We start from the raw sequence: 12,809 nt of genomic DNA, 5'->3' as shown, positions 1-12,809 counted from the left end.
CCCGGAGCGCCCGGTCAGGCGGGCACCGCCGTGACGACGATGTTGTCGCGGTACTTGCGGGCCTTGGCGTCGAACGGCCCGCCGCAGGTGATCAGAGTCAGTCGCGGCTTGCCGTCGCGGGCGAAGTACCGCTCCAACGGGATCTTCGTCTTGGCGTACTCCTCCCGGGCGACGACCCGGTACTTCCGTGCCTTGCCGTCGCTGCCGGTCGCGGTCAGGGTGTCGCCCTGGTCCAGCTCCCGCAGCCGGAAGAACGCCCCCCGGCCCTGCTTGGCGCTGTCCACGTGACCGGCGATGACGACCGATCCGGCGTCCGTCTCGAGGCCGGGTCCGTAGCGGTACCAGCCGATCTGGTCGACGCTGGGCGGCACCTCGAACTCGTTGGTCCGCTCGTTGATGCCTACCGCGTTGACGGTGGCGGTGACGTCGATCCCGGGGATCACCAGCCGGACCGGAGGGACGATCCGGGCGCCGGCGGGCAGCTCGCCGGCCGTCACCGGCACCGACGGGTCGCCCTCGACGGCCGAGGGGGTCGCGCTGGCGGCAAGGGTGCTCGCCTCCTCGACGCCGACGTTCCCGGCCGGCTGGGAGTTGCACGCCACCAGGGTGGCGACGGTGAGCGCGGCAACGCCGGCGGCCAGGGCCGCCAGCGCGCCGCGGTTGCGCACCGTCACTTGCGACCGGTCCGCGCGGTCGCCATCCGCACCCCACCACCGAGCAGCAGGAGTACGCCGGCACCGGTCAGCGCGTACCACCAGGTCTGCACGCCGGTGCCCGCCTGGCCGCCGTCACCGCTCGGCACGCCGCCCGGGGCGGAGTGCAGGCCGGTGATCGTCTGGGCCACCACGTCGAGGGTCTTGCCCTCGGCGGAGCCGATCGCGTAGACGATCGTCGCGGTGCCCTCCTTGAGGTTGAGGTCCGCCGGGCCGATGGCAACGGTGTCGGTGCCGGCCAGCACCACGTCCGCCTTCACCGTGCCGGCGTCGACGTCGCCCTTGGCCTCCTTCGGGTTGGTCAGGCCCTTGAAGACCGGGGTGCCACCGGCACGCACGTCGACCGCCGGTGCGGCGGCGGTGTGCCGGACGATCAGTCGGGCCTTGCCGGCGTCGACCTTCGAGACGTCGTTCACGAACGGCGTGATCTTCGGCTTGCCGGCGGCGTCGAGGTGCGCGGCGATGCTGATGTTCGCCCCGCCCGGCACCTCGGCGTTGTCGACCTTGAGGATCGCGCTGCCGACCGGCTCGCCCGGCTTGGTGAGGGCGATGTCGTACTCGCCCTCGGCCAGGCTCAGCGGGCCGGCCACGTCACCGGGCTTGAAGTTGTCGAGCGTCTTCTTGCCGTTGACGTAGACGTCGACAGGGGTGTCCGGGATGCCGTGCACGACCGAGACCTTCGAGGTGGCGGCGTACGCGGGGGTGGCGGTGAACGCCGCGACGCCGGCGAAGGCCAACGCGGCGACGGCGCCGCCCGCGGCGACCCGACGGAAGTACGAGAGCTGCATGTCTGCCTCCTGGTGATTGGTGCTGGTTCGTCAGGCCTGGCTTGCAGAACGGGTTACGCCGGCTCCGCGACGGGTGGATGCGCCCTCGACGCGATTTCTTTTTCCGGCCGCGACCGCATCCGGACCGGGCCCGGCGGACGAAGAGCTGGTGAGATGACATCGACCGGGAGAGTGGGGCGGAGGCTGTGGCAGCTACAGTCGGGCATGCCCCATCGAAGGCTGGCCGCCCGATGACGGCGTTACCGCAGCAACCGGACCCACCGGTGGACGACCTCGCGCCCCGGTTCCGGTCCGGCGACGAGGTGGCGCTGCGCGAGGCGTACGACCGCTACGGCCGCGCCGTGCTCCACCTGGCCACCTCCATGCTGGCCAACCGCGCCGACGCCGAGGACGTGACCCAGGCGACGTTCGTGGCCGCCTGGCTGGGGCGGGACACCTTCGATCCGGCCAAGGGCTCGTTGATCGGCTGGCTGCTCGGGATCGGCCGGCGCAAGGTGATCGACCGGATGCGGGCCACCGCGCGGGAGACCCGGGTGGTGGAGACGGTCCGGCAGTTGCCCGAGCCGGCACAGACCGCGCCGGACCCGGACCGGGTGGTGGACCGGCTGGTGATCGCCGACGAGCTGGCACGACTGCCCGACGACCAGCGACGCATGCTGGAGCTGGCCTTCTACGACGACCTGACACACCAGCAGATAGCCACGGTGACCGGGGTGCCGCTGGGCACCGTGAAGAGTCACATCCGACGCGGCATGGCGAGCTTGAAACGCAGATGGGAGGTGGACGGTGCAGCACCTGGAGCACGAGCGGCTGGTTTTTCTGGCGCTCGGTGAGAGCGATGCGGACGACGGGGAGAGCACCCACCTCGACACCTGCGCGCACTGCGGCACGGAGCTGACGGCCCTGCGGCAGGTGGCCGGGCTCGGCGTGGAGACCCAGGGCCTGGGTGACCTGCCCGACCCGCCGGAGCACATCTGGCAGGGCATCGCCGCCGAGATCAGAGCGGCCGAGGCCGTGCCGTCGCTGACCGAGGCCCGCCGCCAGCAGGCCGCCGAGGACGCGACGACCGAGCCTGCGACGACCGAGCCGGCAACGATCGGGCAGGCGACGACCGGGCCGGCGACGACCGAGCAGGCGACGACCGAGCCGGCGACGACCGAGCCGGCAACGATCGGGAAAGCGACGATCGGGAAAGCGACGATCGGGCAGCGGCCGGGCGGCTCGGCGGGTGGCCTTTCGGGGCCGGGTGTGGCAGGAGGCCCCGGAGCGGGCGGCAGGTCACGGGCCCGACGCCGTGCCGGCTGGTCGCGCTGGGCGGCCAGCGCGGTGACCGCCGTCGCGGCTGCGGCGATCGGCGTGGTGGGCACGGTCTCGGTGCTGCGTCCGGACGAGCCGGCGCCCACTCCGACGCCCGCGGTGCTGGCCAGCGCGCCGCTGGCGGCGTTCGGCTCGACGCCGAAGTCGGCCCAGGGTGACGCGCGGGTCCTGCAGAGCGGCCAACTGCATCTGCATGTGGCGAATCTCCCGCGCGTGCCGGGGTACTACGAGGTCTGGCTCATCAACCCGACGAACATGGAGATGTTCTCGATCGGCACCCTCGGTGGCGACTCGGACGCTCTGCTGCCCCTGCCCCCGAATGTCGATCTCAAGAGCTACTCGGTGGTCGACGTCTCCGCCGAGCAGTACGACAACAACACCCGCCACTCCGGCGACAGCCTGTTGAGAGGCACCCTGACGGGCTGATCGGCGGGCCGGCTCAGCTCCCCGGCCCGCCGATCAGCTCCCCACGAAAAAGTGGCCGCCCGGCGACGGGCGGCCACTTTCTCTGTCACGCGGTCACTTGCGCTTGCGGATCTCCTCGGCGGCCTGCGGGACGATCTTGAAAAGGTCGCCCACCACGCCGAAGTCGGCCAGCTCGAAGATCGGGGCCTCGCCGTCCTTGTTGACGGCGACGATCGTCTTCGAGGTCTGCATGCCGGCCCGGTGCTGGATGGCGCCGGAGATGCCGAGCGCGACGTAGAGCTGCGGGGAGACCGTCTTGCCGGTCTGGCCCACCTGGAACTGGTGCGGGTAGAAGCCGGAGTCGACAGCCGCGCGGGACGCGCCGACGGCGCCGCCGAGCAGGTCGGCCAGCTCCTCGACCAGCTTGAAGTTGTCGGCGTTGCCGACACCCCGGCCACCGGAGACGACCACGCCGGCCTCGGTCAGCTCGGGGCGGGAGCCCTTCTGCTCGGCGACCCGCTCGACGACCTTGGCCAGCTTGTCGGTGTCGGTGACCGACACGGTGAGCTGCTCGATCGCCGGGCTCGCGGCGGCCGGGCTCGGGGTGACCGAGTTGGGTCGCACGGTGACCAGCGGCAGGCCCTTGGTGACCTTGGACTTGACGATGGTGGAGCCGGCGAAGGCGACCTGGGTCGCGGTGCCGTCGGCGGCCAGGCCGACCACGTCGGTCAGGATGCCGTTGTCCAGCTTGACGGCGAGGCGGGCGGCGATCTCCTTGCCCTCCTGGGCCGACGCCAGCAGCACGGCGGACGGCTGCACCCGCTTGACCAGCTCGGCCAGCACGGTGGCCTTGGGCGCCACCAGGTAGCCGTCGATCTCGTCACCCTCGGCGGCGTAGATCTTCTCCGCGCCGTACTCGCCCAGCTTGGCGCTCAGCGCCTCGGCGGCGCCGGCGCCACCGAGCACCACGGCGCTCGGGGTGCCCAACTCACGGGCGAGGGTGAGCATCTCCAGGGTGACCTTCTTGACGCCGAATTCCTTTGTGGCTTCGACGACGACGAGAACCTCAGACATGTCCAGACCCGCTCTCACACGAACTTTTCGGTGGCGAGGAACTCGACCAGCTTGACGCCGCCCTCGCCCTCATCGGTGATCTTGGCACCGCCGGAGCGTGGCGGGCGCTTGGTGTGCTCGACGACGGCGCTCGTCGCACCGTCGAAGCCCACCTCGGTCGGCGCGACGCCGAGGTCGGCCAGGGAGAACGTCTGCACCGGCTTCTTCTTGGCGGCCATGATGCCCTTGAACGAGGGGTAGCGCGGCTCGTTGATGGTGTCCCACACGGAGACCACGGCCGGGGTGGAGGCGGTGACGACCTCGTAGCCCTCCTCGGTCTGCCGCTCGACGGTGAGCGTGGCGCCGTCGACGGTGAGCTTGCGGGCGCCGGTGAGCGCCGCGACGCCGAGCCGCTCGGCGATCATGTGCGGCATGACCTGGACCCGGCCGTCGGTGGACTCGGCGCCACAGATCACCAGGTCGGCGTTGAGCTGACCGAGGGCGGCGGCGAGCACCTTCGAGGTGGCCACGGCGCAGGATCCGTGCAGGGCGTCGTCCAGCACGTGGACGGCCTTGTCGGGGCCCATGGAGAGTGCCTTGCGGATCGACTCGGTCGCCCGGTCCGGACCCATCGTCAGGATGGTGACCTCGCCACCGTGCGCCTCCTTGATCTTCAGCGCCTCCTCGATGGCGTACTCGTCCATCTCGTTGATCACGTTGTTCGCCGAACCGCGGTCGACGGTGTTGTCGTCATTGCGCAGGTTGCGGTCCGCGCCCGAATCAGGCACCTGCTTGACGAGTACGACGATGTTCATCGCGCTTCGACGACCCTCCTGTGTGGTGTTGCGATTGGCTCGCCCGGTTGGGCCGCAGCCTCGCGCGTCGGTCGACGCCAGGTCAACCGCGGGCTGTTGTGCAGTTGCCCACGAGCGCAATGTTACCTGCCAGTAGGTTGCGACTAACCGGCACGGAGAGTGACACAGCTCACCCGTCAGGCGGGCTCGGCCAGCGCGTCCCGGATCTGGTCGATGGCGGCGGCCTCCGCCGGTGCCACCCCGTCGTGCGCGCGGGCCACCCGGTCCGCCGCGGTCAGCACCACCGACCGGTACGCCTCGACGTCGGCCGGCGACTTCTCCCGCAGGATCCGCACCGCCCGGCCGAGCGCCGGCAACACGACCGACTCGATCTCCAACTGGGAGTCCCGGGGCAGCCGGGGCAGCGGACCGGTGGTCAGCGCCTCCTTGACCACCCCACTGGCATCGGCCAGCGCGCCGGAGGCGGCGACGCTCTCCCGGATCACGCCCAGCATCCCCGGGTCGGCGTTCGAGACCAGGAAGACCGCGCCGAAGGCGCCCGTCTTGAGGGTCAGGCGCTCCTCGTCGGTCAACCGCTGCTCCATGATCACGGAGTGTAGACGTACGGGGTGGTGGTGGTGACCGGGACGAGACCGAGTCGCTGCAGGATCGGTCGGCTGTCCTCGGAACAGTCGACCTGCATGTGCGTGCGACCCCGCTGCTCGGCCAGCCGGGCCCGATGGTTGACAAGCGCGCGGTAGATGCCCCGGTGCCGCCACTGCGGCAGGGTCGAGCCGCCCCACAGGGTGGCGAAGCCGGTGTTCGCCGGGAACCGCACCCAGCCGGCGCTCACCACCGTGTCGTCCGCCTCGGCCACCACAACGGTGATCGAGTTCGGGTCGGCGTCGATCTCCTTGGCCAGACCCGTGACGAGGTGCGAGCGGTCCTCCTGCCAGACCTCCTCCTCCATGGCGGCGATCCGCTCCAGGTCGACGCGGGAGGTGACCTCCCGCAGGCGTACGCCCTCGGGGACGACGGGCAGCGCGGCGGCAAGCGGCGCGACCGGCCCGACGACGACGGTCTCCCGGTCCTCCGGCACGAAGCCGGCGGCGCGCAGCCGGTCCGCCAGGTCCGCCGGTTCGTCGTGCTCGTTGAGCTTCCACTCGACCGACTGGCCGCGCTCGCGGAACAGCGCCACCTGCCGGGCGATCAGCTCGTCGAGGGCGTCGCCGGTCAAGCCGCCCAGGTCGCGGTAGGTGAGGAACCCGCCGGCGTCCAGCCCGATGATCCGGACCAGCGGCCCGTCCCGCTCCACAGTCACCCCGGCCGGGACCGGGTCGGGGATCTCCGGGCGGAGCTGGTTGTCGTAGGCGGTGCGCAGGGTGGTCACATCAAGATCCGTCACCACATCAGGCTAAGGCCCGAGGGAAGCGGATAATCTCCCAGCATGTGGGAGGCGATCAGGCAGTGGTTCGACCCGGCCGAGGCGCGCGCCGTCGGTGAGACGCCGGACTACCGGTTCTCCCTGGCCAACGAGCGGACCTTCCTGGCCTGGTTGCGCACCAGCCTGGCGCTTGTCGGTGGCGGGCTGGCCGCCGCGCAGTTCCTTCCGCAACTGCCGATGAGTCACCTGCGGGAGGTCATCGCGGTCGCACTGCTGCTGCTCGGCGGCGCCGTCGCGATCCGCGCGGTGGACCACTGGGCGCGTACCGAACGGGCCATCCGGCTCGGTCAGGAGCTGCCCGCCTCCCGCTTCCCCGCCGTCCTCGCCCTCGCCGTGGGCGCCGGCGCGGTGCTGCTGGTCATCGCGGTGCTGGCGCGGGCGATCGGCGGACGGTGAGCGCCGGACGCGATCCGGGGCTGCAACCGGAGCGGACCCGGCTGGCCTGGCGGCGCACCCTGCTGACGCTGACCGTGGTGACCGCGCTCGCCGTCCGGTTGGCGTCGAACGGCGGCCCGTTCGGAGCGCTGGTCGCCGGTGCGGCAGTCCTGGTCTGGGGCGGCGCGCTCGTGCTCTGCTGGCCCCGGAGCACCGGCACGGGGGCGGCCCGCACCGGCGGCCGGACGTTACCGCTGGTCGCGCTGGGCACCGTCGGGCTCGCGCTGCTCGGCGTGCTGGTGACCGTTCGCGGACTGTGGTGACGCGACGCGGTGCGCCATGATGGGTGCATGGCCCGGCTGTACGTTCTCCTCTTCCTGGCGCAGATTGTCCTCGCCGTCTGCGCGCTGATCAGTTGCCTCTCCGCCGAGGAGGGCCAGATCCGCGCCCTGCCCCGGATCGCCTGGGTGCTGATCATCCTGTTCTTCCCCCTGGTCGGGTCGATCGCCTGGTTCGTCGCCGGACGGGAGCCCGACCCCGCGGCCCGCAGGGCGTGGCCCGCAGGCGGCGCCTCCACCGGACGGCAGCCGCGCCGCCCGCTCGCTCCCGACGACGACCCGGAGTTCCTCCGCTCCGTGCAGGACGGCTCCCGCCAGCAGGACCAGGAACTCTTCCGCCGCTGGGAGGAGGACCTGCGTCGGCGTGAGGACGACCTGCGCCGCCGCGACGGTGACCCACCCCGTGAGGGTGACCGGCCGGAGGTGTGAACAGCAGCCCGGCCGCGCCGGTGCCGGCGTCCGGCCCGGCGGGCGGCACAATCGGCGGAGTGCAGATCAGCCTGCTCGGCCCGTTGCAGGTCCGGGTCGATCCGACGACGACGATCGAGATCCACGGAGCGCGGCTGCGCCGGCTGCTGATCCTGCTGGCCCTGGCTCCCGGCCGGGTGGTCAGCGTCGCGCACCTGGTCGACGCCCTCTGGGAGGACGAGCCGCCGGCCGCCGCGGGTAACGCGCTCCAGGCGCTGGTCTCCCGGCTCCGCCGGGCCGTGCCCGGGCTGCCAGTCGACGCGCGTCCCGGCGGATACCGGCTCACCCTCGACCCGGAGGCCGTCGACCTGCACCGGTTCGAGGCCGCTGTGCTCGCCGGCCGGGCACTGCTGCCCGCCGACCCGGGAGCTGCCCGCAAGGTGCTCGAGGAAGCGCTCGCGCTGTGGCGCGGGTCGGCGCTGGCCGACGTGGCCGGCGCCCCGTTCGCCCGCGCCCCGCTGGCCCGGCTGGACGAGCTGCGGCTCACCGCCACCGAGGAGCTGATCGAGGCCCGTTCGACGCTGGAGGACCCCGCGCACCTGGTGCCCTGGTTGCGGGAGCTGGTCACCGCGTACCCGCTGCGGGAGCGCCTGGCCGGGCAGCTGATCCGCACCCTGCACCGGGCGGGCCGCCCGTCCGAGGCGCTCGCCGCGTACGAGCGGCTCCGCACCGAACTGGCCGACACGCTCGGCGCCGATCCCGGACCGGAGGTGGCCGCCCTGCACCTGGCGGTGCTGCGCGGTCAGCCGGTCGACCCCGCCCCGCCCGACACCCACACCGCGCCCCGCAGCGCGCCCGCGCCGTCGGCGGCGGCCCGCGCCCGGGGCGCCCTACCGACGGCGTTGACCAGCTTCGTCGGCCGGGAAGCGGCCGTCGACCGGGTCGGCGCCCTGCTCGACCGGGCTCGGCTGGTCACCCTCACCGGGCCCGGGGGCGCCGGCAAGACCCGACTCGCGATCGAGTCCGCCCGCGAGGTGGCGGCGCGGTTCCCGGACGGGGTCTGGCTCGTCGAGCTGGCCCCGGTGACCGAGCCGGCCGAGGTGCCGCAGGCGCTGCTGGGCCTGCTCGGTCTCCGGGAGCAGGCGTTCTTCGCCGGCAGTCAATCCCGGATCCCACCCGGGGAGGCCACCGAGCCGACCGTCCGGGCCATCGACGCGTTGGCCAGCCGGCGGGCGCTGCTGGTCCTGGACAACTGCGAGCACCTCCTGGACGCCGCCGCCGAGTTGGCCGACCGGCTGCTCACCGCCTGCCCCGACGTACGGGTGCTGGTCACCAGCCGGGAGCCGCTGGGCATCACCGGCGAGGCGCTGCACCCCGTCGAGTCCCTGGAGCAGCCGCCCACCGGCGCCGACCCGGTCACCGCGCTGACGTACCCGTCGGTGCGTCTCTTCGCCGACCGGGCCGCCGCCGTACGACCGGACTTCGAGGTGGACGACCGCACGGTCGGGCCGGTGGTGGGCATCTGCCGGTCGCTGGACGGTATGCCGCTCGCCATCGAGCTGGCTGCCGCCCGGTTGCGCGCCATGACGGCCGAGCAGGTCGCGACCCGGCTGGACGACAGGTTCCGGCTGCTCACCGGTGGCAGCCGGACGGCGTTGCCCCGCCACCAGACGCTGCGCGCGGTGGTGGACTGGAGCTGGGACCTGCTCGACGAGGCCGACCGGGCGTTGTGGCGGCGACTCGCCGTCTTTGCCGGCGGTGCCACGGCGGCCGCCGTGGAGCGGGTCTGCGGCGGCGGCGAACTGGCCGCGCCCGAGGTGCTCGACCGGCTCTTCGCCCTGGTGGAGAAGTCGCTGGTGATCGTCAGCGATGCCGCCGAACCGCGCTACCAGATGCTGGAGACGATCCGGGAGTACGGGCTCGACCGGCTGGGCGAGGCAGGCGAGGAGCAGCGGGTCCGGCGGGCACACGCCGACGAGTTCCTCCAGCTCGCCGAGCGGGCCGACCGGGAGCTGCGCGGTCGGGACCAGTTGCGCTGGGTCCGGCGCCTGCGCGCGGAACACGACAATCTGCACGGCGCGCTGCGCTGGGCGATCGGGGCCGACGAGGTCACCCGGGCGGTCCGGTTGACCGGCGCGCTCGGGTGGTACTGGTGGTCGCGCGGCAACCGACTGGAGGGCGCGGACCTCGCCCGGGAGGTGCTCGTCCTGGCCGAACGGTCCGTCGGCCGGCCGGACGGGGACGACGACAAACCGACCGCGACCGCGCTGGCGAGCGCGTACCTCGCCGGGGCGTTGAACACCCTCAGTGCCCACGCCGACTTCGAGACGGCCCAGGTCTGGATGCACCGGGTGGTGACCCTGGCCGACGGCGGCGCCGACTCGCCCCTGCTGCGGATGGCCGGAGCGATGACCCTCATGTTCGATCCGGCGACGCAGGTGCAGGGGCTGGCCGCCCTGCGGCGACTCTTCACCGACGAGGACCCGTGGGTGGCCGGGGCGGCCCGCATGATGCACGGGCACACCCAGCTCAACCTGGGCGTGCCGGCCGAGAGCGCGGCCGACGACTTCCGTGCCGCGTTGGAGCTGTTCAGCGGCGTCGGGGACCGGTGGGGCCTCTCCACCACGCGCTTCTCCCTGGGCGAGCTGGCCGGTCGGACCGGCGACCGGGACTTCGCCATCGACCAGCTCCGCGCCGCCCTGCGCGACGTCGAGGAGCTGGGCGCCGCCGAGGACGTGCCGCAGATGCGGTCCCGGCTGGCTCAGCTGTACTGGCAGGTGGGCGAGCACGAGCTGGCCCGCACGCTGCTCACCGAGGCGCAGGAGGAGGCCGAACGGCTGGGCGCCGACGAACCGCGGGCCGGCGTCGCCCACGTCTGGTCGGAGCTGCTGCGCGACTGCGGCGACTGGGAGCAGGCCGCCCGCTGGGCGGATCGGGCGGCGGAGCTGGTCCGGCGGCGGAGCATCGCTCCGCAGTGGAGTGCCATGCTGGCCACCTCGCTCGGGCACGTCGCCGCGGCCCAGGGGGAGCCTGCGGTCGCGCGTACCCACCTGGACCAGGCCCTGGAGCTGGCGCTCGCCTCCGGCGACGCGCCGGTGGTCGCGATCACGCTTGTCGGTTACGCGGACCTCGCCCTGCGCAGCGGACGACCGGCCGTGGCGGCCACCGTGCTCGGCGCGGCCGACGGGGTACGCGGCGGCGACGACCAGGGCGCGCTCGACGCGATCCGGGTGGCGCTGGCCGCCCGCGCGGCGCTCGGCGAGTCGGAGTTCACCGAGGCGTACGCGGGCGGCCGGCGCGTCCGATCGGACGGGGTGCCGGAGCTGCTGCGGGTCACACTCGACGCTTGAGGCCGCGTACGGCCAGCGGCGCGAAGACCACCGCGATGCCGGCGCCCCAGAGCAGCGTCTGGAGGACCGGCCCGGCCACCGGCCCGCCGACCAGCAGCCCGCGCAGCGCGTCGGCCACCACGGTCACCGGGTTGACCTCCACCCAGTTCTGCAACCAGCCCGGCATCCGGTCGGTCGGGACGAAGATGTTGCTGGTGAAGGTCAGCGGGAAGATCACCATGAAGCCGAAGATCTGCACCTTGTCGGGTTCGCTCACCAGCACCCCGACCAGCACCGAGATCCAGGACGCGGCAAGCGTGAACGCCAGCAGCAGCGCGAACGCCCCCACCACGCCGAGCACGCCGTTGCCGACCCGGAAACCGAGGATCGACCCGACGCCGAGCAGCAGCGCGATCGACCACGCCTGCTTGACGGTGTCGGCGAGGATCCGGCCGGCCAGCGGCGCCCACCGGGCGATGGGCAGCGCCCGCAGCCGGTCGAAGACGCCCTTGGTGAGGTCGTTGTTCAGCCCGAACCCCGTCGTCATCGTGGCGAAGAGCGCGTTCTGCACCATGATGCCGGGCAGCATGAAGGTGAGGTACTCGCCGGACGAGCCGGCGATGGCGGTGCCGAAGACGTAGGTGAACAGCAGCACGAACATCACCGGCTGGATGCTCAGGTCGAGCAGCTCCATCGGGTTGTGTTTGATCTGCACCAGGCTGCGCCAGGCCAGCGTGAAGGTGTGCCGCAACCCGGCGGTGACGCCGAGTCGACGGGCCGGGGCGAGGGCGGGGCTGAGGGTCACGGCGGTCATGCCGGGGTCCTTTCCAGGTCGGTGTCGGCCGGGGCGTCCTCGGCCCGGTGGCCGGTGAGGGAGAGGAAGACCTCGTCCAGGCTGGCGCCGCGCAGCGCCAGCTCGGCGACCGGGATCTCTGCCGCGTCGAGGCGGCCCACCATGACGGGCAGCACGCGAGGATCGTTCACCGCGACGGTGACCGCGGTCTGCGCGACGTCGGGGGTCACGCCGGCCACCTCGCCGGCGATGGCGACCACTGTGGCGAGGTCGGCGACGTCGACCGGGCGCACGGTGAGGGTCTGCCCGCCGGTCTTGGCCTTCAGCTCCTCCGGCGTGCCCTGGGCGATCACCCGCCCGTGGTCGACAACGGCGATCTGACCGGCGAGCTGGTCGGCCTCCTCCAGATACTGGGTGGTGAGCAGCACCGTGACACCGTCCGCGACAAGTGTGCGGACGATGTCCCACAGGTCGTTGCGGCTGCGCGGGTCCAGGCCCGTGGTCGGCTCGTCGAGGAACAGCACCTGCGGCCGACCGACCAGGCTGGCGGCGAGGTCCAGACGCCGCCGCATCCCGCCGGAGAACGTCTTCACCGCCCGGTCGGCGGCGTCGCTGAGCCCGAAGTCGTCGAGCAGTTGCCGGCCCCGCCGCTTGGCGTCGGCCCGACCGAGCCCGAGCAGCCGCCCGATCAGCAGCAGGTTCTCCGCGCCGGTCAGGGTCTCGTCGACCGAGGCGTACTGGCCGGTGAGGCCGATGAGCTGACGCACGCGGTGGGCGTCGCGGACCACGTCGAACCCGCCCACCGTGGCATGTCCCTCGTCGGCGCGCAGCAGGGTGGCGAGCACCCGTACCGCAGTGGTCTTGCCGGCGCCGTTCGGCCCGAGCAGACCGAAGACCGTCCCCGTGGGGACCGCCAGGTCAACTCCGGCGAGGGCGGTGGTGGCGCCGAAACGCCGCACCAGACCCTCGGCGCGGATCGCGTGGTCCATCGCAACTCCTGTCGTCTGCGGGTGATGACACCACCATGGGCGACAGGGCTGACATCCCGCCGT

The 12,809-nt window shown here is 72.8% G+C and carries 14 protein-coding genes; 6 read left to right on the top strand and 8 right to left on the bottom strand.

Features of this window, described 5'->3' with window-relative positions; translation table 11 throughout:
* Window positions 1–14: 14 nt before the first annotated feature.
* The gene (locus MILUP08_RS07615) at window positions 15–674 is read right to left on the bottom strand and encodes a class F sortase (protein ID WP_007456297.1); all 660 of its coding nucleotides are present in this window, start codon (window positions 672–674) and stop codon (window positions 15–17) included.
* Window positions 671–1,501 (bottom strand): DUF4397 domain-containing protein, encoded by an 831-nt coding sequence (locus MILUP08_RS07610; RefSeq protein WP_007456295.1) that lies wholly within the window; start codon window positions 1,499–1,501, stop codon window positions 671–673. The genes MILUP08_RS07615 and MILUP08_RS07610 overlap by 4 nt, the downstream gene beginning before the upstream one ends.
* A gap of 230 nt (window positions 1,502–1,731) precedes the next feature.
* Between MILUP08_RS07610 and MILUP08_RS07605 the strand changes: the two genes are divergently transcribed.
* Window positions 1,732–2,334: an RNA polymerase sigma factor gene (locus tag MILUP08_RS07605; protein ID WP_007456293.1), complete on the top strand. Its 603-nt coding sequence runs from the start codon at window positions 1,732–1,734 to the stop codon at window positions 2,332–2,334.
* Window positions 2,288–3,244 carry an anti-sigma factor gene (locus MILUP08_RS07600; protein WP_007456291.1) on the top strand — a complete coding sequence of 319 codons (957 nt, stop codon included), beginning with the start codon at window positions 2,288–2,290 and terminating at the stop codon, window positions 3,242–3,244. The genes MILUP08_RS07605 and MILUP08_RS07600 overlap by 47 nt, the downstream gene beginning before the upstream one ends.
* A gap of 93 nt (window positions 3,245–3,337) precedes the next feature.
* On the opposite strand, the gene MILUP08_RS07595 is transcribed toward MILUP08_RS07600, so the two are convergent.
* The 4 genes from MILUP08_RS07595 to MILUP08_RS07580 form a co-directional block, all read right to left on the bottom strand.
* Window positions 3,338–4,297 carry an electron transfer flavoprotein subunit alpha/FixB family protein gene (locus MILUP08_RS07595; RefSeq protein WP_007456287.1) on the bottom strand — a complete coding sequence of 320 codons (960 nt, stop codon included), beginning with the start codon at window positions 4,295–4,297 and terminating at the stop codon, window positions 3,338–3,340.
* A gap of 14 nt (window positions 4,298–4,311) precedes the next feature.
* Window positions 4,312–5,091, bottom strand: coding sequence for an electron transfer flavoprotein subunit beta/FixA family protein (locus MILUP08_RS07590; protein WP_007456284.1), 780 nt, complete (start codon window positions 5,089–5,091; stop codon window positions 4,312–4,314).
* A gap of 176 nt (window positions 5,092–5,267) precedes the next feature.
* Complete coding sequence (locus MILUP08_RS07585) at window positions 5,268–5,681, bottom strand: hypothetical protein (RefSeq protein ID WP_039905572.1); 414 nt, start codon at window positions 5,679–5,681, stop codon at window positions 5,268–5,270.
* A complete protein-coding gene (locus MILUP08_RS07580; RefSeq protein ID WP_007456280.1) occupies window positions 5,678–6,475 on the bottom strand; it encodes a GNAT family N-acetyltransferase in 798 nt (265 codons plus the stop codon). The genes MILUP08_RS07585 and MILUP08_RS07580 overlap by 4 nt, the downstream gene beginning before the upstream one ends.
* Before the next feature lie 42 nt (window positions 6,476–6,517).
* On the opposite strand from MILUP08_RS07580, the gene MILUP08_RS07575 reads away from it, so the two are divergent.
* Genes MILUP08_RS07575 through MILUP08_RS07560 form a run of 4 tightly spaced genes read left to right on the top strand, consistent with a single transcriptional unit; the run spans window position 6,518 to window position 10,985 of the window.
* The gene (locus tag MILUP08_RS07575; RefSeq protein ID WP_007456278.1) at window positions 6,518–6,910 is read left to right on the top strand and encodes a YidH family protein; all 393 of its coding nucleotides are present in this window, start codon (window positions 6,518–6,520) and stop codon (window positions 6,908–6,910) included.
* Window positions 6,907–7,212, top strand: coding sequence for a DUF202 domain-containing protein (locus tag MILUP08_RS07570; protein WP_007456276.1), 306 nt, complete (start codon window positions 6,907–6,909; stop codon window positions 7,210–7,212). Before MILUP08_RS07575 ends, MILUP08_RS07570 begins: the two co-directional genes overlap by 4 nt.
* Before the next feature lie 27 nt (window positions 7,213–7,239).
* Window positions 7,240–7,656: a PLD nuclease N-terminal domain-containing protein gene (locus MILUP08_RS07565; protein ID WP_007456274.1), complete on the top strand. Its 417-nt coding sequence runs from the start codon at window positions 7,240–7,242 to the stop codon at window positions 7,654–7,656.
* Between the two features lie 59 nt (window positions 7,657–7,715).
* A complete protein-coding gene (locus MILUP08_RS07560; protein ID WP_039907432.1) occupies window positions 7,716–10,985 on the top strand; it encodes an AfsR/SARP family transcriptional regulator in 3,270 nt (1,089 codons plus the stop codon).
* Here the strand turns inward: MILUP08_RS07560 and MILUP08_RS07555 are convergent.
* Together MILUP08_RS07555 and MILUP08_RS07550 are read right to left on the bottom strand one after the other, a co-directional pair.
* Entirely contained in the window at window positions 10,969–11,778 is an 810-nt protein-coding gene (locus MILUP08_RS07555; protein ID WP_007456270.1) for an ABC transporter permease, read from the bottom strand. The genes MILUP08_RS07560 and MILUP08_RS07555 overlap by 17 nt on opposite strands.
* The gene (locus MILUP08_RS07550) at window positions 11,775–12,746 is read right to left on the bottom strand and encodes a daunorubicin resistance protein DrrA family ABC transporter ATP-binding protein (RefSeq protein ID WP_007456268.1); all 972 of its coding nucleotides are present in this window, start codon (window positions 12,744–12,746) and stop codon (window positions 11,775–11,777) included. Before MILUP08_RS07550 ends, MILUP08_RS07555 begins: the two co-directional genes overlap by 4 nt.
* Window positions 12,747–12,809 lie beyond the last annotated feature (63 nt).

It is taken from the genome of Micromonospora lupini str. Lupac 08 (assembly GCF_000297395.2).
Classification (GTDB): Bacteria; Actinomycetota; Actinomycetes; order Mycobacteriales; family Micromonosporaceae; genus Micromonospora; species Micromonospora lupini.
Note: the sequence above shows the minus strand (reverse complement) of the source record. Positions and strands in the feature narration are given on the sequence as shown.

What these genes read in the sequence shown, in the direction of transcription:
- MILUP08_RS07610 (WP_007456295.1), bottom strand. Translation starts at nt 1,501, where the DNA reads ATGCAGCTCTCGTACTTCCGTCGGGTCGCCGCGGGCGGCGCCGTCGCC.
- MILUP08_RS07605 (WP_007456293.1), top strand. Translation starts at nt 1,732, where the DNA reads ATGACGGCGTTACCGCAGCAACCGGACCCACCGGTGGACGACCTCGCG.
- MILUP08_RS07595 (WP_007456287.1), bottom strand. Translation starts at nt 4,297, where the DNA reads ATGTCTGAGGTTCTCGTCGTCGTCGAAGCCACAAAGGAATTCGGCGTC.
- MILUP08_RS07590 (WP_007456284.1), bottom strand. Translation starts at nt 5,091, where the DNA reads ATGAACATCGTCGTACTCGTCAAGCAGGTGCCTGATTCGGGCGCGGAC.
- MILUP08_RS07575 (WP_007456278.1), top strand. Translation starts at nt 6,518, where the DNA reads ATGTGGGAGGCGATCAGGCAGTGGTTCGACCCGGCCGAGGCGCGCGCC.
- MILUP08_RS07565 (WP_007456274.1), top strand. Translation starts at nt 7,240, where the DNA reads ATGGCCCGGCTGTACGTTCTCCTCTTCCTGGCGCAGATTGTCCTCGCC.
- MILUP08_RS07555 (WP_007456270.1), bottom strand. Translation starts at nt 11,778, where the DNA reads ATGACCGCCGTGACCCTCAGCCCCGCCCTCGCCCCGGCCCGTCGACTC.
- MILUP08_RS07550 (WP_007456268.1), bottom strand. Translation starts at nt 12,746, where the DNA reads ATGGACCACGCGATCCGCGCCGAGGGTCTGGTGCGGCGTTTCGGCGCC.